This window comes from Scandinavium sp. (assembly GCF_051650185.1).
Taxonomy (GTDB): domain Bacteria; phylum Pseudomonadota; class Gammaproteobacteria; order Enterobacterales; family Enterobacteriaceae; genus Scandinavium.
Genome location: NZ_JBOFIN010000077.1, coordinates 61,676 through 82,719, shown reverse-complemented (window position 1 = coordinate 82,719; position 21,044 = coordinate 61,676). Strand labels below are relative to the sequence as shown.

The 21,044-nt window shown below is 60.2% G+C and carries 7 protein-coding genes; 1 reads left to right on the top strand and 6 read right to left on the bottom strand.

Annotated features, from left to right (window positions below):
- Positions 1 to 112 precede the first annotated feature (112 nt).
- Entirely contained in the window at positions 113 to 1,024 is a 912-nt protein-coding gene (locus tag ACRCWW_RS09930) for an N-acetylmuramic acid 6-phosphate etherase (protein WP_438682269.1), read from the top strand.
- A gap of 25 nt (positions 1,025 to 1,049) precedes the next feature.
- Here ACRCWW_RS09930 and ACRCWW_RS09925 read toward each other — a convergent pair whose 3' ends face one another.
- The 6 genes from ACRCWW_RS09925 to ACRCWW_RS09900 all read right to left on the bottom strand — a co-directional run bounded on the left by ACRCWW_RS09925 (position 1,050) and on the right by ACRCWW_RS09900 (position 20,994).
- On the bottom strand, positions 1,050 to 2,033 hold the full coding sequence (locus tag ACRCWW_RS09925) for a J domain-containing protein (RefSeq protein WP_438682268.1): 984 nt from the start codon (positions 2,031 to 2,033) through the stop codon (positions 1,050 to 1,052).
- A 101-nt stretch (positions 2,034 to 2,134) separates the two neighbouring features.
- A complete protein-coding gene (locus ACRCWW_RS09920) occupies positions 2,135 to 4,258 on the bottom strand; it encodes an HlyD family efflux transporter periplasmic adaptor subunit (protein WP_438682267.1) in 2,124 nt (707 codons plus the stop codon).
- Entirely contained in the window at positions 4,258 to 5,610 is a 1,353-nt protein-coding gene (locus ACRCWW_RS09915) for an efflux RND transporter periplasmic adaptor subunit (RefSeq protein ID WP_438682266.1), read from the bottom strand. Before ACRCWW_RS09915 ends, ACRCWW_RS09920 begins: the two co-directional genes overlap by 1 nt.
- Positions 5,607 to 6,386, bottom strand: coding sequence for an efflux RND transporter periplasmic adaptor subunit (locus ACRCWW_RS09910; protein ID WP_438682265.1), 780 nt, complete (start codon positions 6,384 to 6,386; stop codon positions 5,607 to 5,609). The genes ACRCWW_RS09915 and ACRCWW_RS09910 overlap by 4 nt, the downstream gene beginning before the upstream one ends.
- A 25-nt stretch (positions 6,387 to 6,411) precedes the next feature.
- Positions 6,412 to 8,325, bottom strand: coding sequence for a TolC family protein (locus ACRCWW_RS09905; RefSeq protein ID WP_438682264.1), 1,914 nt, complete (start codon positions 8,323 to 8,325; stop codon positions 6,412 to 6,414).
- Between the two features lie 42 nt (positions 8,326 to 8,367).
- Positions 8,368 to 20,994, bottom strand: a complete 12,627-nt coding sequence (locus tag ACRCWW_RS09900; protein ID WP_438682263.1) for an Ig-like domain-containing protein — start codon at positions 20,992 to 20,994, stop codon at positions 8,368 to 8,370.
- Positions 20,995 to 21,044 lie beyond the last annotated feature (50 nt).

Below are 21,044 nucleotides of genomic sequence, written 5' to 3'. Positions count from 1 at the left end.
CTGGTAAAGAAAAGGAAAGTTATGCGGCTTCCCGGGGAAGCGTGACGGTACTCGCAGGTTCTTTCCAGGAATATCCTTATAGTGGCTATGGATGCTTACAAAGGAGGGTGTTATGAGCATAAAGCCAAGGGGTCATGCAATGGAACGTCGCAACGCCGCCACCGTGGATATCGATAAACTCGCTACCCACGACATGCTGGCACTTATCAACAGGGAAGATAAACAGGTCAACGATGCTATTGCCTCCTGTCTGCCGGACATCACACGTCTGGTGGACAATGCCGCCGCTACGCTGAGCCGGGGTGGGCGCGTCATTCTGGCGGGAGCCGGAGCCTCCGGGCGCGCAGCGGTAATTGCCGCAGGAGAATTTGCGCCGGATAACAAGCACTCGCTGATGGCGCTGATTGCCGGCGGCGCGCAGTCGATGATCAAAACCGAAGAGGGCGTCGCTTCTGATTACGAGCGCGGCGTGAAGGATCTTGAGGTTATTGCCTTCAGCAATAGCGACATGCTGGTGGGCCTGAGCGTCAGCGGGAAAACCCCGTGGCTGTGGGGCGCGCTGCGCTATGCGTGGTCGATCGGTGCAAGAACCGCCATCATCACTCAGGACGCGGCAAGTGAAGCTGCGCAGTTAGCCGATATCGCCGTCGTGCCACCGACAGGAGCGGAAGTGGTCGCCGGGTTCAACAACCCGAAAGCCCATCTCGCGCAGAAGCAAATTCTGACCATGCTGACAACCGGCATCGCTATCCGCAGCGGGCGGGTTTACAGCAACGTGCGTGTCGACGTGCAGGCCAACACCACGCGCTGGCAGGAAAGGCAGATTGCGCTGGTGATGGAGATTACCGGCTGCCAGCGTGCTCAGGCCAAAACGGCGCTGGAACAGTGTAACCATCATTGCCGCACGGCGATGCTGATGCTGATGAGCGGGCTGGATGCGTGGCAGGCGCGCGAAATACTGAGTGAGAACAACGACAACCTGCGCATCGCATTGCGCGAAGCACAGGCCCTGAAAGCCAGTTAACCGTCATACTTCCCGGCGGCGAGCCTCAGAAGAGGTTTGCTGCCGGGCAAGCTTCGCTAAAGGGCAAACTGACGGTGACCGTCTGGTCACGGTAGTGATAGCGATAGGCAAACTGAAAATCTTCCGGCACGCCCGGTTTCGTCTCCCCCAGACTGCACACCTTCTTCAGGTTGCCGTGATCGAAGGCATCCAGCAAATTCTGCCGTAATCGGGCTTTTGAATAGCCTTTACTGAAGCTGGCGTTAACCGTAAAGACGTACATCAGCGTGTTCTCTTCAGCCTGAAGCGCATCGAGCGTCACGCCTTTTGAGGCGGTTTTCGGCAATTGCTGGTTGGCCTGCGCGATATAGTCTTTCATCCCCTGATAAAACGTCGCCAGATTATCTTCGCGAGTGGGCGCAGCAGGCGCAACATAGTTTGTGGCCTGGCTTTGTGATGCGCCTTTCATGGCCTCGTTGATGATCCCCACCGCGCCGCCCGCGAGGATTAATCCGCCAATCCCCAATGCAATTTTCACCAACCGACGTACAAGCTTTTTGCTGCGATCAACCACTCGCGTTTCAGCGATAAACGATTTCACGGCGGCTGATTTCTCCGCAATGTCATTGCGCAAATCTTCCCGACGGCGTTCCCTGAACCACTGCTCCTTGCACTTCTGTAGCTGGTATTCTTCTTCCCACAGCGATTCCACCTGCCGCCAGAATTCGGCGTACTCCTGCTCGGTTCTTTTTTGTTGCTCCCACCACGCGCTGTCGTACTGCGCGCCTGCGGTTTGCCTTTCAGTGGCTTGCTGCTGATCGAGCCACTGGTCATAGCGCCTGCGCGATTCGCTGTCGCCCAGGATCCGCCATGCTTCGTTGATGGCTTTGATTATCTCGGTCTGGGCCTGCCGTTTATCTTCCGGAAAACGGTCCGGATGATTAAGGAAGGATAAACGTTTCCAGGCGCGTTTAAGTTCTTCCGTCGTCGCGTGGTGAGTGACCTTTAACGTATCGTAATGGCTGTGCATTCAGGGTCTGTGAAATCGAATTGAGGGGAGTTTCCATTGTAAACAGCCCGCCAAAAAGCGCGAGCTACCCGTTTTGATAGTTAAGTTTGACTTAAATACTGCTACGCCTCTTTGCCAAATCCCGTTTGCTGGATCAGCATCAAAATAATGCTGTTCAGCCAGCGGTGCGCGAGGCTTTGTTTCTCCGTGTTGATCGCAACCTGCACCGTCTGCTCATGGCCCACGTTGTGGTCAGCGGTTTCGCCCTCAATGGACACGCGATACCAGACGCTGTCCGGGCGCAGATCTTTCACCGGAGCCTGAGCGTTGAGAGTAACCGGGCCGCCGTGATTTTTGGCCAGGATCAGCGAAGGCAGCGTTTTCACAGCTTCATGATCGACGGATACAACTTCCCCAATCAGAGGTTCCCACCGCCCGCTCAACCAGACTTTTGCTCGCGCGCCTGTGGTGATGCGGGAGAGATCTTCCTCGCGCACCAGTGCTCGCACACGCCAGTGGCGATCGTCTATCACTCTCGCGATGGGCTCACCGGGTGAAACCCAGTTTCCCGGCTGTAAAGTGATATCGCTGTCGGTCACCACGCCGTCTTCTGCGGCAACCAGTCTTAACCGTTGCAGCTCAATGGCTCCGGCGCTGGCTTCAAGCTGATACTGGCGCATCATCTGCTCGGCCACGACCTGTTTGGCCGGGCCGTCTTTTGCCAGAGCTAGTGCACCCCGCGCACTGTTTTCCCATGCCTGATGCAGGGCGCGAGCGCGATCCTGCGCATCCTGCGGCACAGAGGCCTGAAGCTCGAAAAGCGCCTGTCCGGCTTTCACTCGTTCGCCATCGCTGACGTGAATTTGCGTCAGCTTCGCCGGGAAAGGGGTGTAGACAGGCTGCACCAGCGCACTTTCAAACACGCCGTCGAGCGACACACGCCCGGACCACGGAACAAAGAGCAATACCGCCAGAACCGCCAGCAGCGCTAGCAGTCGCCAGCGGCGGCGGGGCTGAATTTCACTGCGACGCTCACACCAGATGCGCAGCTCGCGCCACACGGGGTACACCACAAAAGTCATGATTTCCACCAGAAAAAGAATGACGCCCAGCGCTTTAAAAAACGCGTGATAGACCACTAACGCGATGCCGATGAACAGCATCAAACGGTAGATCCAGGTGACAAAAGCAAACAGGGTAAGGAAGCGGGCGAAGGCTGGAGTGACGTTATCCGGCAGCGGATCGCGCAGGCCAATAAGATGCCAGCGCAGCCAGCGTTTGGCCCAGTTGCCCGCACGTTCGTGCAGGCCGGGAAAATCGAGCAGATCGCTGAGAATAAAATAGCCGTCAAAGCGCATAAACGGGCTGGCATTGACCACCACGGTCATCACCCAGGCGGTAGTGGCGAGGAAAAACAGCGCATTTTTGATGCTGCCTTCGGGCGCGAAGGACCACAAAAAGGTGGCCCAGCCAGCTAACACCAGTTCGGAAACAATCCCGGCGGCGGCGATGCGAAAACGCTCAGTAGAGCGTGAGAGCTTCCAGCTTTCGCCCGTGTCGGTGTACGCCATCGGCAGCATGACTAACAACGCCACACCCATATGCCCGACGCGCACGCCGTGCCGGGTGGCCGTAAAGGCGTGGCCTAATTCGTGCCAGAGTTTGGAAAAAACCAGCGCGACAGCGAAGGCCAGCGCCCCGTGCCAGCTCACCGCATTGTGCAGGCTGGCGACAACGCTATCCCACTGACGTGTTGCCAGCACGATCCCGGTCAGCGCCACCAACAGCGTCAGCAGCAAAAACGGCAGGCTGAACAAGCCGTTCACCCACGGCAGCAGCGCCTGCAGCATTCGTTGCGGGTGGATAAGGGGAATGCGGATAAACAGATAGGTATGCAGCAGGTGCTGCCAGAGCGATTTTTCCGGGCGATAGCGGGCATTGCGCAGCAGCTGCTGTTGCTGGAGATAAACCACGAACTCCACCACGTCCTGCTCTTCAACAAACAGCGTGGTTTCCGTCTCGATAGCGGCGGCAATTTTTTCCGCCGACCCCAGTGACCAGCGCTGGAGGATTTCCATCTCCAGCCAGCCGAGGCGAAAGAACAGATTGCGCACCGGGTCAGCCAGATGCCAGGCCGGGGAGCCATCGCGGTTGGCGCTGGCCGAATGCAGGCGCAGTTCGTCGCGCAGCTGCGGCCAGGGCGGGGTCTGCGTGGCTGGAGTGAGAAGAGGGCGTGCGGCGTCCATTACACGCCAACCCACGCCCGGACGGTGGCCAAAGGCCGGCGCAGTAACAGATAGCCCAGCGGCCGCCAGTCGCCAGCGACTCGCGCTGTGCCTTGCAGACCAATGCGGGCCACGCTTTGATCGCCTTCGAGCGAACCACGAAGCAGGTAGCTCGCCACGCCGTTGGGGGCTTCGGTGGCCTTATAGCCCGCCCAGTTGAGCTTGCCCTCCAGCGGACTGAGCGGGGCGACTTTCAGAAACAGCGTCATCGGTGCGCCCTGACGCAGGTTGACGGATTCCGCCACCGGGGCCCAGGCGCGAATGCCAAGGGTAGCCGGGTCCGCCAGCAGGCCGATTCGCTCGCCGGTTTGTACCGGGCGTCCGGCCCAGTCATCGGGATCGGAATAGACGAACACGCCGTCCGTCGGGGAGCGGATCGTCAGCTTTGCCAGCTCGCGTTTGAGGGCGTCCACTTCAACCTGTTTCTCGCGCATTTTACCCATCGCCATCGCCAGGTCGGCTTTGGCGGACTGATCCTCAATGGCCTGCTGTGACGCCTGATGCAGCGTGACGTTGGCGGTTTGCAGTTCGGCGTTTGCCACAGCAAGACGGTTTTGCAGGGTGGTATCGTCGAGCAGCGCCAGCACCTGATCTTTTTTCACCTCGGTGTTGGGCTGCACCAGCATGCGCTTGAGCACACCGTCATTGGGCGCGGCGATCACATCGCTGTGCAGGGAGATAATTTCAGCGGGCACCAGGGTGTAGTCTCGCACCGGGATGCAGAGCGCAATCAGCACCAGCGCCAGTAACCCGAGCACGGCGCGTTTGCGATTCAGACCCAGCCAGCGCCTGGCTCGCGCAGGTTTCACCGCCAGCGACCACCAGGCGTAGCCGTAGGTTCCGCACAGTTGCAGCAGGGAATACTCAGCGCTGTCCATGTTCAGGCTGGCAGGCCACGGCTCGTCACGGGCCAGCAGAAGCAGGGCGTGAGCCTGCTGATCCGGCCCACGCAGGGCGATCGCCCAGACATTCGGCGGCAGCCACTCCTGCCAGTCGGCCGCCAGCTTTTCGTCGAGCATCTCCGCGCTGAGCGGCAAAACAGGCGCGGCTTCAGGCAGTGCTTTGATGCGAGGCGCGAGCTGCTGGCACACCTGCACCAGCCACAGCGCATAAGGGGTATTGCGGTCGAGCGTGCTTAAGCCTGAATGCCCGACCAGTTTTGGCGCGCCGGTAGCGGAAAGGCTGAGTAGCGCCGCCTGGCGATAGCTCACCAGCTGGCGCGTATCGTTACAGATGGCGAAGCCCAGTTCGCTCGCTTTCTCAATACGTTCCAGACGCGTCAGCAGGGCATAAAAAACGGGCAGGTGACTCATGAACTTGTCGTTCCTTTGCCCGCGCAATCGGCTTTGTCCGCCGGGCATACCGGAACGGCCTGGCCGCTCATGCCCGGAAGCAGATCTTTCACTTCGGGGCTGAAGGTGGTTTCAATCTCGATAGTCTGACTGACGGCATCCACGCGTCCGCTGATATGGGTCACCGTCAGCGGATAATGCTGACCGGTTTCCGCGACCAGCGCATTCAGCGTGGAACCCGTTTTCAGCCACACTATCCACGCTGAGGGCACATTCAGCCGGGCTTTCAGCGTGCCGCTTGCCACCAGATCGATAACCTGACCGCCAGCGGATACGCCCTGGCCTTCGCGGACATAAATTCTGGCCACTCGTCCGTCGAACGGCGCGACAAATTTGCACTGCGCCAGTTGGGCATCAAAGATCCCCATCTGGCCTTTGGTGCGGTTGACGTCAGCCGCAGCAAGGCCAACTTCCAGCGCAGCCGCCGATTGCAGGCCCTGAAGTTTGGCTTTCGCCTCATAGCGCAGCTGTGCCGCCCGGTATTCCGCCTGTGCCGCAGCACGGCGAGCGGTCAGATCGCTGCAATCCAGCTCTGCCAGTTGCTCTCCTTTTTTCACCGTGTCACCCAGCTGGACGTTGACCTTGTCAATGCGCCCTGGCACCACGCTGGAAAGCGGACTTTCGCGATTGGCGAGCACCAGAAAACGGACGGCGTTGTCGTCAGACCCCGGTTCCTGCGCCTGAACGCTGGTCACCGTCAGCAGCATCAGCAGCCCGCAAAGCAACTTTATTTTCATCTTCACACTCCTTCAGACAGCTTTCCTACGGGGTACCGACAGGTGTTGGGATCACGCCGCTTTGCTGTTGAACTTCACCGGTGATCGACAGGGTGGCAGCTTCCGCCAGCGCCTGCACCGAGCCTGTGGACACGGTATCTGGCAGATAGCTTTGGTACTGACGCTGCAACACCAGCGTGCCTTTCGGGTCAACCAGCTGCATTTGCCACTGCCCGCGCTGTGCGCCCGGGCTTGCCAGCGACACGAAATCCATCTGCAGCTGGAGCGTTTGCGGGCCAGAGCCCAGCGTGACCTGATTGGCTTCCAGTACGTGGCGAATCGACTGAGCAACCGCATTGCGATCGACCCCTCGCGGCAGGCGGCCCAGATGCAGCTCAACCGGATGATTTTGTGCCACCAGATTCGCCTGCTGCATAAACACTTCGCTTTCCGCCGTTTTCAGGCTGGTATCAATCTGGCGGGAGAGCGAGGCAATGTCCGTTTTCTGCACGTTATCCGGCGTTAAATCGATGCCGACGGAGTTCAGCACTCGCCCATAGGCAGACTGCGCCTGAGCGTAGGAGGAAGCCTGCTGGAAGCGTGAAACGATGGAGCGGGCTTGCGTGCGCAAGGTTTCGAGATCGCTGGTCAGTGAGTTATCCGAACCCGCGCGGGAGATGCTGGCGAGACGCTGATCGACCCATGCCGATTGCTGGGAAATCTGGTAGTCGTAAACCGACAGGCGGTAGCGCTCAAGCGACAGGCGAACCTGAGTGAGGACCGCCATACTGAGCGCCATCCGGCGGGCATCGCCGGTTTTTTCACGCGCATCGTTGGTTTCGCTGATAGCCGGAATGCTCAGCAGCTTAAACAGGTTCATCGACACGCCGACGCCGCCCTGCACCCAGTTGTTGTTGTAGAGGTAGTCGTTGGTGTCGTAGTTGATCCCGGCGAACAGGTTCAGGTTCGGGAACAGCGAGGCAATCTGGCGTTTGGTTTCGTAGCTGTCGATGCGGGCTTTGTAATCCTCTTCACGCAGCTCCGGACGCCGCTCCAGCGCCATCTGTTCAAGCTGGCTGGCGTCTTTCGGCATCTGCGTCAGCGGCGCAGGCGTTTCCACTTTCAGGGTGTAAGGCGTGCCCGGCGGCAGGTTGATCAGCGCCGCCAGCTGGCTTTTTGCCAGCTCCATCTCTTCGCGTTTCTGGTTAAGCAGGCTCATGGCGTCGAGCAGCGAACGCTGATATTCCAGCCCCTCAACCGGCGGCAGGATCCCGGCCTGTTCGGCTTTGCGGGTTTTCTCCAGCGCATCGTTGATCTGGTCCGCGAGCGGTGCGCTTTCCGCCAGAAGCTGTTGAGCACCTAACGCTCGCCAGTAAGCATCCCGCACTTCCTGGACGATGTTTTGCAGCACTTTGCGACGGCGCTCTTCGGCGATATTGACGTCATCCGCCTGCTGACGGGCGCGAAAATAGCTCATGCCGAAGTCCAGCACATCCCAGGAGAACGTCGCATCGGCGATAAAATGTTCGCGCTCCTCTGAGGTGGAAGGGCGCAGGCTCACCAGCCCATCGTCGATCCCCACGCTGGTACCGCCGGAGTCGTTATTTCGCCAGCGGTAGCCTGCATCGGTCATCAGCTTCGGCAGCATGTCCTGCTGAGACACATCCAGCAGACCGCGGGCCAGCGCGGTCTCCATCAGTTTCAGCCGGTAGTCGAGGTTGTATTTCAGCGCGCGCGCCATCGCATCGGAGAGCGACAGCGGGGCGGAAATCGGCTCCTGATCTTTATACATCGCCGCGCGATCTTTATTCACCCGCGCGGTGATCTCATCCTGGGTAAACGGCTCCGGTTTGACGGTGCCGCAGCCTGCCAGAATCGTCAGACTGACCAGCACCGCCAGGCTGGCTTTGAGCGGGACGCGGTTCACATTGCCACTGAACAGGACAGATTCATTCTTCATTTTATGATTCTTCTCGTCTTTATTCACAAACCCTGCTCCCCATCAGCGAGTGGCTGACGGAGGAGGCACAATAACAATCTGTTCCGGCAGGGACGCTGCACGGCTGGCACTCTTAAGTTGAGCGGATAAAGACGGTGCGCCGCGCTGTTCTGCGTGCGCCGCCGGGTGAGCGTGTTGCGTTTTGTCGCGCTCGGCGGCTTTCGCCACTGAGAACGGGCTAAAGGCATCCCACAAGAGATTCTCGCCGAGACCGTTTCCGCTCAGCGTTGGCGGCGTTTCGCGACGTGCGCGATCCTGTTCTGCCAGCATCCCTTCAAACAGCACCGCGTTTTGTAACACCGGGGCGCTGGCGTCCGTCAGCCCGTAACCGCTTTGTGCTTCGGCCCATGAACGCCCGCTGGCGCTGTTATCCTGGCTGTAAATCATCGGCAGAATAAACAGCGCGGGCTGATAGCTCAGGCGTTGGCCTGTTTGCGCCTGGCTGCCGTAGTCGTAGCGCTGCCACGGATCGATAAAGCGGTTGTCCGTTGAGGGGGGTATCGGCGGCGTGGTGCCATAAATGGTCACCGTCAGCGTAGCGGTTGAGGTATCGCCGTCGCTGTCGGTTATGGTGTAGGTGAAGACTTCTGTCAGCGATGCGCTGGCATCCAGTGCGGCAACCTTGCTGTTGCTGCGATCGAGTTCGTACTGCCAGTTGCCGTTTTTATCCAGTCGAAGCGTGCCGTATTCGCCCTGGGTGCTGCCGCCAATCACGCCATTGCGTCCGGTGTTGCCGGACTGCACGGCCGTCACCGGGCCATTGGCCGCCGGGCCGTCGGCACCGATGCGGTCGTCGTTGAACAGGTTGCCCTGAGCGCTTTGCTCGCTGCGGTCCTGAATGATTTCCGCATTGTTGTTGCGCGCGGTCGGCACATCGTCGATGACGGTGATGGTCAGCACGCCGCCAATCTGATCGTTGTTGCCGTTGATGTGCCAGGTGATGGTATCGCTGGTTTGACCGACCCCCGGCTGATGCAGCGCGTGCTGCAAAATAAAGCGGTAGCTCAGCAGCCCGGTGTCGCCCCGGTTGACATAGTTGAACAGCTGCACCAGCCCCTGCTTGCTGTTGAGCAGAAGCGGATTTTCCGACAGCTGTTGCAGGCGTGCGAGGCTCAGGATCGTGCCGTTAAACGACAGCTGGTTAATCGGCGTGAGGGAGACCAGCTGCACGCTGGTCACCACTTCGCTGAGATCGCGGTTGCCCGAGGTCAGGCTGGACTCGCGCACGGTGATATTGACCACCGGCGTGACGGCAATGCGCAGCAGGCTGGTGGCGGTGCCGCCGTCGTTGCCGTCGCTGGCTCGCCAGCTCACCAGCGGGATCACCCCGGAGTAGCTGGCTTCTGGCACAAAGCGCCAGCTGCCGTCGCGGTTGATGGTCAGGCGGCCTTGTCCGGCAAGCGTCACGCTTTGCCCGGCGGTAAAGGTTTCGCCGTTGACGGTAAACTGCTGGACGAAAATTTTGTCGCCGTCCGGATCGCGGCTGTTATCCAGCAGGTTGCCGCCAACAGGCACGCCTTCGCCGGTGATAGCGCCTTTCGGCGTCACAATCGGCAAGCTGTTGGTGACGGCAATGGTCACCGTGGCGGTTTCGGTGACGCCGCCGCTGGTGACGGTATAGGTGAATTTATCCTGGCCGACAAACCCGGTTGACGGCGTGTAAACCAACTGACCGTTCACCATCCGCACGCTGCCGTGGCTGCCCTGAGTGAAGCCGCTCAGGGTTTTATCGCTGTTGCTGAAGGTGTCGTTTGCCAGCACGTCGACGCTGATCGGCTGATTAGCATGGGTGCTGGCGCTGTCATCGATGGCATCCCGCACGGGCAGAATACCGAGCAGCAGCGCTGCCGAAGAGGTTCCTCCCTGGTTGCCATCGCTGATGGTGTAGGTGATGCGAGGCACCACGCCGTTCCAGTCGGCTATTGGCGTCAGGCTGTAGCTGCCGTCAGCGCGCAGGGTAAAGGTGCCGACCCCGGTTATTGTGACGGAATCGCCAGCATTGGCGGTCTGACCGTTGACGGTAAACTGGGTCACTACCAGCGGATCGTTATCCGGGTCGCTGTCATTGACCAGCACGTTTCCGCTCAGCACGTGATCTTCCTGCGCCAGATTCAGGTCATCTACCGCTTGCGGCACCGTGTCGGTGACGGTGACATGCACTGTCGCCGTTTCGGTGATCCCGGCGCTGGTCACGGTGTAGGTATAGGTGTCGTTGCCGACATAACCCGCGTCAGGCGTATAGCGCAATTCACCGTTCACCAGCGTGACCGTGCCGTGTGCGCCGTTGCTCCAGGCGCTGATGGCCGCATTCGGGTTGCTGAAGGTGTCATTCGCCAGCACATCCGTATCAACAGGATTGCCCGCGTGGGTGGTGGCCGTATCGTCAAAGGCATCCTGAACCGGAAGTACGGTGATAGCCAGGGGGCTGCTGCGCACGCCATTGCTGTTACCGTCGGTCAGGGTGTAGGTGATAACGGGCAGCGTGCCGTTCCAGTCGTTGACCGGGTTGAACAGCCAGACGCCGTTGGCAAGCAGCGTCAGCGAGCCTTTCCCGGCAATCGTGACGGCGGTTCCGGCGGCGTGAACCGTGCTGTCGCCCGCCACGGTGTACGACACCACTTTTAGCGTGTCGCCATCCAGATCGCGGTCATTGGTCAGTACGTTACCCGCCTGAAGCCTGTCTTCATTCCCTTGCGCGACATCCGGCAGCGGCGTTGGCGCGGTGTTGGTGACGTTCACCGTGACGGTAGTGGTTTCATTCACGCCGCCGCTGGTGACGGTATAGGTGAAGGTATCGGTGCCGACATATCCCGCCGCCGGGGTGTAGCGCAGTTGGCCGTTTTCAATGGTAACCGTTCCCCAGGAGCCGTTGCTGGTGGCGGTGAGGGTATGATCGCTGTTCTCGAACGTGTCGTTTCGCAGCGGATTAAACAGGATCGACACGCCCGAGTGGGTAGAAACGGTATCCGGCACGATATCCGCGACGGGGATGACGGTCAGATCCAGTGTGCTGCTGCTGGTGCCACCGGTGTTGCCGTCGCTGAGGTTATAGGTGATGGTCGGCACCACGCCGTTCCAGTCGGCAATCGGTGTGAAGCGCCACGTGCCGTCGCTGTTGACGACAATCGTTCCTTTCCCGGCAATCAACACGCTGCTGCCTGCGGCGTGGGTGGCCGTTTCGCCGGGGAGCTGGAAGCTGGTGACTCGCAGGGTGTCGCTATTGGCATCGGTATCATTGCTCAGTACGTTGCCGCTGAGCACGGTGTCTTCGTTGCCGCTGCTGATATCCGGAACGCCCACTGGCGGGGTGTTGGTGACAGTGACCGTTACGGTCGCGGTTTCCGTTACGCCGCCGCTGGTGACCGTGTAAGTGTAGGTATCGTTGCCGACGTAACCCGCAGTCGGGGTGTAGACCACCTGGTTATTCACAATACTGACGGTACCGTGGCCTGGCTGAGTGACGCCCGTTATCTGCGGATTGCCGGACTCGAAGGTGTCGTTCGCCAGCAGGTTGCTGGTCACTGGCGTCCCGGCGTGGGTGGTGATGCTGTCGTTAACGATATCGGCAACAGGCAGCACGGTGATAAACACTTTCCCTGAGACTTCGCCTGCGCCCGTGTCGTCGGTGGCGAAAATAGTGACGGTCGGCACCAGCCCGTTCCAGTCGGCGGCCGGGACGAACGTCAGCTGGTGATCCGCCGCGATCGTAATGCGGCCCACGCCGCTGATATCGGCAAAGGCGCTGCCGCTCAGGTCTCCCGGTGAACCGGGAATATCGTAGCGGGTGCCGTTGATTGAGAAGCCCGTAAAGCGTACTACGTCGGTGTCCTGATCCAGCGTCCCGATAGTGTCGGTGAGCGTGTGATCTTCCTGGACGGCAAGAACAGCGTCGATAACCACCGGAGTGGCGTTGGTGATATAGACCGTGACGGTGGCGGTTTCAGTCACACCACCGCTGGTGACGGTGTAGGTAAACGTGTCCTGTCCGGTCGGCACGCCCGCAGGCGGCTCATAATGCACAATACCGTTGGCATCCACGCTGACCGTGCCACCAAGCGCGGTGCTGCTTTGCGGCAGCGAAACCGTGCGGTCGCTGTTGCTGAAGGTGTCGTTTTCCAGCACGTCGATGTCGACCGCAGTGCCCGCGTGCGTGGCGGCCATATCGTCGTAGGCATCCTGCGCCGGAGTGACGGTGATGTTCAGGGTGTTATTGACGGAGCCGTTGCTGCTGCCATCGCTGACGGTGAAGCTGATCCCCGTTACTGTGCCATGCCAGTCACCCACGGGCGTAAAGGTGTAGCTGCCGTTGGCATTCAGGGTAAATGCACCCTGACCGGCGATTTGGACGGTGGTGCCTGCGGCAACCGTGGTGCCGTTTATCGTGAAGTTGCTGACGCTCAGGCTGTCACCGTCGCTGTCAATCGCATTCCCGAGCACGCTGCCGTTAAGCGGCGTGTCCTCCGCAGTGCTGACGACCAGCGGGGTTACCGTCGGCGCGATGTTCACCACATCAATGGTGATGGTGGCCGTTTCCGTTACGCCGCCGCTGGTGACGGTATAGGTAAAGGTATCGCGACCGACAAAGCCCGCTGCCGGGGTGTAAATCAGCTGATTGCCGTTTTGCACCACGCTGCCGTGTTGCGGCGTGCCGAGTGCGGTAATGGCGGCATTGCTGTTTTCGAAACTGTCATTGGCGAGCGGCGAGAGAGTCAGCGTTTTTCCGGCGTGGACCGTTGCGCTGTCGTTCGCAATATCGGCGACCGGCGTGACGGTTATATCCAGCGAGCTGCTGTTGGTGCCGCCTTCGTTGCCATCGCTGACGGTGAAATCAATGTGCGGCACGGTGCCGTTCCAGTCGGCAACCGGAATGAACTGCCAGCTGCCGTTAGTCTGGATAGTCAGTGCGCCGTAGCCCGCCAGCGTGATGGTTTGCCCGGCCTGGTAGGTTTGTCCGTTGACGGTGAAATCGGTGACCTGAATCGGGTCGCCGTCCGGATCCTGAATACGCGCCAGCAGATTACCGCTGACGGTGGTGTCTTCCGGCGTGCTGACAATGATGTTGTCTGCGGTAGGTTCGGTGTTGGTCACGTTGATGAACACCGTGCCGCGCTCCGTGACGCCGCCGCTGGTCACGGTGTAGGTGTAGGAGTCGGTGCCGACGAACCCGGCATCCGGCGTGTAGATAACCTGATTGTTCGCGCCAATCGTCACCGTGCCGTGGGTGCCCTGGCTGACCGCCGTGACCCTCTGGTCAGGGTTGCTGAAGCTGTCGTTGGCCAGCACGTCGGTGCTGACCTCGACCCCGGCGTGGGTGCTGCTGGCATCGTTCACGATATCCGGGACCGGGGTCACGATAAGTCCGATGTTGGTGCTTTTCTGCCCACCGTTATTGCCGTCGCTGACCACATAGCTCAGGCTGACCACGCCGTGCCAGTCGCTCACCGGCGTGTAGGTAAAGGTGCCGTTGGCGTTGAGTTGCAACGTACCGCGATTGTTGGTCAGCGTGACCAGCGTCCCGGCAGCATAGCTTTGCCCGTCAATCGTGAAGCTGGTGACGGTGAGCGGGTCACCGTCGGCGTCGGTGTCGTTATCCAGCACGTTGTCGGTAAACGGCGTGTCTTCCGGGGTGATAAACAGATCGGCGGCCGGGGCAGGCACGGTATTGGTGACGTGGATCGTCACGGTTGCTGTTTCGGTCACGCCGCCGCTGGTGACGGTGTAGACATAGCTGTCATCGCCCACGTAGCCCTGCGAAGGCTGGTAGGTCAGCACGCCGTTGACGAAAGTGAGCGTGCCATGCTGAGGCTGAGTCACGGCGGTAATCTGCCGTCCGGCGTTTTCGAAGGTGTCATTCGCCAGCAGATCGGCCGTGGTTTTCACCAGCGTATTGTTGGCGTGGATCGTGTAATCGTCTTTAAACGCATCCTGCACGGGCGTAATGCTGATGCCGATAGTGTTGCTGTTCGACCAGTGGCTGGTGGCGGTGTCGAGATTGGTCAGGGTGTAGATATCACCCGGCGAGTTGACGCCGGTGTCCGCGCTGGTGTTCGAGTCCGAGCCGCGTACCGTCAGGCCGCCGCTGACCGGGCCGTTGTAGTTTGCGAGCGGCACAAAACGAATCAGCGTGCTGCTGCTCAATACCAGCGCCCGGCTGTCACTGAGGCCAGTTGGCAACTGGAGCCAGGTGGTGCCGTTGAGCGAGTATTCCCAGTGGCCTTTGCTGCTGTCCACGCTGTTGCCCGTGATGGCGACGTATTGCAGCGTGCCGTCGGCTTTGCCCCCGCCTGCAATCGACGACTGATCGTCCGTTTTATCGCTCCAGGTGGTTTGCAGCAGTTGACCGAGCGTCAGGTTAGTTTGCGGTGAATCTTCGTTAATGGTGGTGTTGGTGACCCCGAGCGTCGGGCGATCGTTCACGCCAGTCACTGAGGTGCTTAATACGATCACGCCATCGCTAAAACGCGAGGTGCCGCCGTGATTGCTGCCGATGTTAAAGCTCGCGCCGTTGGTCGGTTCTGTGGTGGTGCTGGTCTGATCGTTATTGCTGTTGCCTTCAACCAGACGAACGCCGAGCGTTGTCGGCGTGCCGAAGAAGTTGGCAGCAGGCACAAAGCGGATCAGCGCGGTGCCGTTGAGGATCAGCGCATTGCTGTCGCTGCGCGCGCCGACGGCAGCCCAGCTTGCGCCGCCATCCAGCGAGTATTGCCACACGCCCTGAGCGGCATTTGGCGTGAGCTGGGTAATGGCAACGCCAAAGAAGCCATCGCTGCCCGTGCCCCCTGTGGCGCCATTGCCGCTGTTGCTGACTAAATCTTTGCTGTCATTGAATTTGCTCAGAAACAGGCTGCTCACTGAGCTGCCGCCGATGCTGCTTGCCGCGCTATCTTCGCTGACGGCTGGCAGGGTTTGCGTCGGCGTGCCGTTCACCACCGGTGCGTCGTTCACTGGATTGACGGTAAAGGTAAATTCGCGCGTGGTGACCAGCGCGGCCGAGGTGCCGTCCTGATAGGAAACGGAACCCGGATCGGCATTCGGATCGTCAGGCTGGTTAGCAATGTTCGACGGACGTCCGCCGCTGTTGCCCAAATCATTGACCACCACCGTGACGCCAAACGCGCCGTTCCAGTCTGCGGCGGTGGCAGAACCTGGCACATCTGGCAGCTGCACGACCAGCGAAGCCAGCCGGGAGTTGATCTGATCGGTGGTGCCGGTCAGGGTAATATGCCCGGTGCCGACGCCTGTTAACGTGCCGCCGCTGCCGCCGACGGAAGAGAACACAAACCCGTTGGCGAGCGTGACATCGACCTGAATCACGTCATCCAGCGCATCGATATCGTCGACGTTGATGGCAGGAAGGTTAACCGTGGCGCTGCCTTCATTGGCGGTCAGGGCAGGGTTATCGCCCAGCGTGACGCGAGCCGGATCGTTGGTGCTGTTCTGGAATACGCGAACAAAGCCGAAGGTCACGTTTTGCGTGAGCCCGCCTGGCACTGCCGCAAAAGGATTCACTTCGGTTGAAGGAGGGGCAACCGTACCCACGCCTCCGCTGGCATTGTCCGGGCCACCGTTGGCATCTGCGCCGACAATCAGGTTGCCGCTGGCATCGCGGGCGCGGTCATCGGCGATCACTTCGACATGAAGATAGTCGTTCATGTTGTCGACCTGAATGCCGGTCAGCTGCACCTGTAACCCGGCGAGGAAGGCGTTGATTTGCGCCACGGTGCCGCGAACGACTAACGGCATTCTGTCGCCGTTGTACGGTGGGTTGCCGTCGACGGACGTGCTTTGAATGGTGACGCCGGAGCTGGCGGCGTTGGTGGAGGTAATGGTTACCGCCGAGTTTTGCAGGTCGCGGTACTGAATCAGCGACAGCGGTACGCCGTTATCGTCCGTTAAACGGATGGTGACCTGAATCTGATCGCTTTCGCCAGGCTGAATGCCTCCGGCATCGGTCACATCGACATCGCCAATGGAGAAGCCGGGAACGTTATTGCCTCCCGGCGTGCCGTTTTGCAACTGAATGACCGTGCTGCTCGGTGGCGTCACAGTCGGCGCGTCGTTGACGATGCCAATGGTGACCGCAATCTGCTGGTCCGCAGGCGCAGGCCCGGTATCGCTGCCGATATGCGAGGCGCTGGTGTCCATGTGCATGTTGATGGTGACATCGCCCGCTGCCGCGCCGTTCTGATCCTGGTTGGCGTTTAACGCCGATTTATAGGTCAGGCCGAGGCTGTTGTCGTTGAGCAGAGCTTCGATATCTCGCGCCACGCCCGTCAGCACCAGCGTTCCCGTATTGTCGCCCGTGATCGTCACGCCATTCACGAGGGTCTGCGAGCCGTTCCCGCCGATGCCCAGCGTGCCCTGAGCCACCGTCAGTGTGACGGTCACCGGCAAATTGAAGGCGTTGGATTCCACATCGCTGACGACAAACTGCCCGCGCCCGATAGGCGAGTTCTGATCTTCCAGCGCATTAGCGCTGGTGGGGGCGGTGAAATTGCCCGGATCGTCTGTCTGCGAAGCGCGGATCACTACCGATGAGGCGGTGATGTTGCCGTCGCTGGCTGGTACAGCGTCGGCGTACCAGTTATAGATCCTGGCATCGACCGGCAGCGGGTTGCCCGGGAGCGGATTGGGCTGGTTGACCGGGCCGCCGTTGGCGCTGCCGGAGAGCGAGCCGTCCGGGTTCCGCAGGCGGTCGTCGGCAATCACCTGGAGCTGATACTGCTCGTTATGGTCGCCGCTGAAGGCGACGGTCAGGCTGGCGAGCGCGGCGTTGATTTGGGCGACCGTGCCGCTGAAGACCAGATAGCCGCCCTGCACGCTGGGGCTGCCCGTCACACCGCTTGCGGCATTGATAGCCAGCGTGACATCGCTGTAGTCCACCTGGCTAAAGGCGCTGCCGTCGTTGTGTAACAGGCGGACGATAACCGTGGTGTTGTCCGTTATGTTTCCTGCGCCGACGCTTAAATCCGGGTCGCTAAGGCTGAAGCCCGGCACGTTGGTTGGCGTATCGCCGCCGACGTTCACCGGCGCGGAAGGCCCGGACACGGCTGGCGGATCGTTAGCCGGGAGCTGATTAATGGCAAAGTGAACGTTGGTCTGCTCTTTGTTGCCGTCGGAGAGCGTGAAGTTAAAGCCGTCGGTGGTGTTGCCCTCGGTGCCGTTATTCACATACCAGATGTAGCCGTTGTTGATGTCCTGCTGAGTGAAGGACGAGCCGACCCCGATGGTGCTGAAATGCACGCCATCGGTGGAGTAGAGCAGGCGGCCCTGAGTCGGCACGCTGGTGATAGTGAACTGCACCTGATCGGCTGTGCTGTCCGGATCGTAAGCCTGCAACAGGCCGTTAGTGATTTGGCCGTAGCTGCCTTCCACCACGCTTAAAGGGTTATTCGCCGGAGGCCCGCCGATATTATTGGGCGAGTCCGGAGGCACCACCGGATCGGCTCCGTCAGGGGTTGGCGCGATCGTTGGGCCATCGTTCACGTTGGTGATGACGATGTTCACGGTGGCGACGCCGCTGGAAACCGCACCCCAGCGATCGACCGCCGACACGGTGAAGGAGGTTGAACGCGTTTCGCCGCCGTTGCTCACAAAACGCAGACCGGTCGTGCCTGCCGATGCCGTCAGCAAGGAAAGATCTAACTGTGTGTTACCGATATCCGCCTGCGTCAGCGTGATCCAGGTCCCGTTGCTCAGGTATTGCAACGAGCCGCCCTGCGGCAGGCTTTCGATAATAAATTTCAGGGCGTCTGCGCCACTGGCGGCATTGTTCAGCGCGTAGTTGGTATTGCCATCAAGCGTAGGGCTGGTTTCCCACGGCGAGCCGCTGTTGGCGTCATCCGGGTCGGTTATCGAAATCAGCCCAGTGGTGATGGGCAGCGTGTCACCTTCTTTGATAACCGCCTGCGTTGTGCCGCTGGCGTCTGGCGCATCGTTTACCGGCGTGACGTAGATGTCGATAACAGGATGCCAGGCGTCATCGAGCGGGTTGCCGTTGCTGTCCAGCCCGACTAATCCCGCCGATACTGAGAAGGTGGCCTGGAAATGGAAGGTTTCATTGCCGTCGTGCACGATGCGGATCAAGCCGTCATTGAGGTCGGCCTGGGTGAACGAGCCATACGGCTGAATGGTTATCCAGCCGCCGTTGCTGTCGGATTTTTGCAGCGTCAGGCCCGGGGTATTGAAGCCTTCAAAGGTATAGACGACCTGGTTTTCCGGGATGCCGCTGACGGTATAAGTCATGCCAGGATTTGTGGTGTTGGTGCTGTCGCCTGAGAGGGTTAGCGTCCCGCCTTCGCTAAAACTGCCGTGCGAGGTGCTGCCGGGATTATTGACGTTATCACCGAAATAATCGGGATCGCCGATAGTCACCTGGGGGTCGATAACCGGTACGTCTCCCGGCGGTGGCTCAAGCTGGCCGTTGGTCTGGTTGGTGTCAATCAGGTCGACGGTAAAGCGGAAATGGGTGACCGACGAATCGGGCTCGGTGCCGTCCCAGATCCCGCCGTTGCGATCGTGCGGGTTGCCTTCGCTGTCCCAGTAGCGGCTTTCGGAGTGGTCGATCACCACAAAATCAAAGCTGTCCTGCTGGCCGTCGAAATCCGCATCGGCGTACTGGTGATAGACCACTTTGCCGTCCAGCACGTCCTGTAAGGTAAAGCTGTCGCCATTCTGCACGCGCTCGCCGTTCACCGTCAGGTAGCCGTGCGTCATGTTGGTGGTATCAACGATAAAACTGATGCTGCCGGGGGAGGAGTCGGCGTCGGTGGCGTTGATCATGCCCGGCGTCAGCACCAGGGTGGCATTGCTGTCATCCACCGCGCCGTTACTGGTCATGTCCGGATCGATGACCGGTTCGTCATTCACCGGGCGCACATCAAGCGTAATCACGCCGTCGCTGCTGGCTGGCGTGCCCGTTCCGCCGCCGTTATCGGTGACGCGGATGCCAAAGTCATCCTGCGTGACGCCTTCTTCCCCGTAGTTTTGATAGGTCAGATATTGTTTGTCGGCGTAGCTGAACGTTTGCCCAATGGTGACCGGTTGACCGCGAAAATAGAGCGTACCGTGCGTGGGCAGCGAGGTAATGGTCAGGGTTAAATTTGTGTCCTGCGGATCGCCACCGCCGTCTGCGGTGATGTACTGCCCGACGTTGCCGGTATCCGTTGCATTCGCAGGCTGGCCTTCATACACCAGCCCTTCGCCGCTGACGGTCGGCGGCTGGTTCACCGGGGCGACGTTCAGCGTGACGGTGACCGACTCTGAGGCGCTGGCAGGTGTAGCGCCATCGTTGACGACGGCGGTGAAGTTATCGCTGCTGTTCTGCGTCGCGCCGGTGGCGGTATGCACGTATTGCAGACGTCCACTGATCACATCCTGCTGCGTAAAGACAGACCCGACGCCGAGCCGCTGCCCGTTAAGCGTCAGGTAGCCGTACTGCGGCATGGCGCTCAGTTCGTACACCACCTGGCTCCACGTTTGCCCACCTGCGGTGACATCGCTGTCCTGAGCATTCAGCGCACTCGTGTCGATGGTGGTGCTGCCATTTTCACGCACAGAGAGCGTACCGTCCGGAACCGTTGTGGGATCGTTGGCGGGGGTAATGGTGATGCCCAGTTCGCTGGCCGAAGAGCCGGACTCGCTGCTGATATTGACGTCTAAAAACGTGGAGGCTGATGTTTTACCGGTTTCGATATCTGCTGCGGTGAACGTCAACGAGTTAAGCCAGTTCTGCGCCTGAGCCGCCGTGCCGGTGAAGCTCAGCGTTGAGCCCTGATGAGTGCCATCACTCAGGCTGCCAAGCGTGGTATCACGGACGCTGATGCTGACGGTGACGCTGTCATCGGTGGCGGTCACCTGCCAGCCGCTAAGCTGCCCGCGTTCTGCCCCAGGGTTAAGCACAGTGGGTTCGGAAACCGTGAGCCCGCTGCTGCTGGTGCGGACTTCGGGGACCTCCAGCAGACGGTCATAGTCCAGCGCCAGGCTTCGGGTATCAATAGTGCCAATATGGCTTTCCAGCACCCAGTCTCCGCCGAGTGCGGCAGACCCTGTCATATCTGTCGAGGAGGCAACATCTGCCTGAGTGAGGCTGGCAATGCGGGTTACGAGCGCCGTGTCGCGCGAGCTGATATCACAGCCATAAAGAAGAATATCGCCGTCAGCGCTGAGGTGGCTGCCGAGCGTGTTGAGCTGCTGGCTGTACTTCGCCAGGTTTTGCGCGGTAAGCGTGTCGCTTCCCAGACCCAGCGTGTCGGACGCGCCATGGCTGAGAATATGGATTGCCTGAATGTTCTCGCTGCCCTGTAGCGCCTTGTTGATCTGATCGAGGCCCGAGCTGTTGTCGTTTAACACCACGACTTTGCTGCCCTGCGGCAGCTGGCTGACGAGCGATTGCCAGTTCTGAATATGGCTGTCGACAACGTAGACTTCGGCAGGTGCCGCGGAAACCGCTTTTGGGGCAGGGGGGGCGACGGTGATCGCTTTTGGCGCTTCGGCAACGCTGTCGTGATGCAGCGTGTCAGTATCCGCGTGGTGCGCCGTTTCCGTGACCGCCGCGCCATCAAACAGCTGGCGTGCTTCCAGAGCAAAACGGTGGCGGCGCGGACTCAGCGCGCGCAATCTTTCATTCATTGTCATTCAGGTACCCAACTCAGCTCAGCACGACGTTGCAACAACGATAA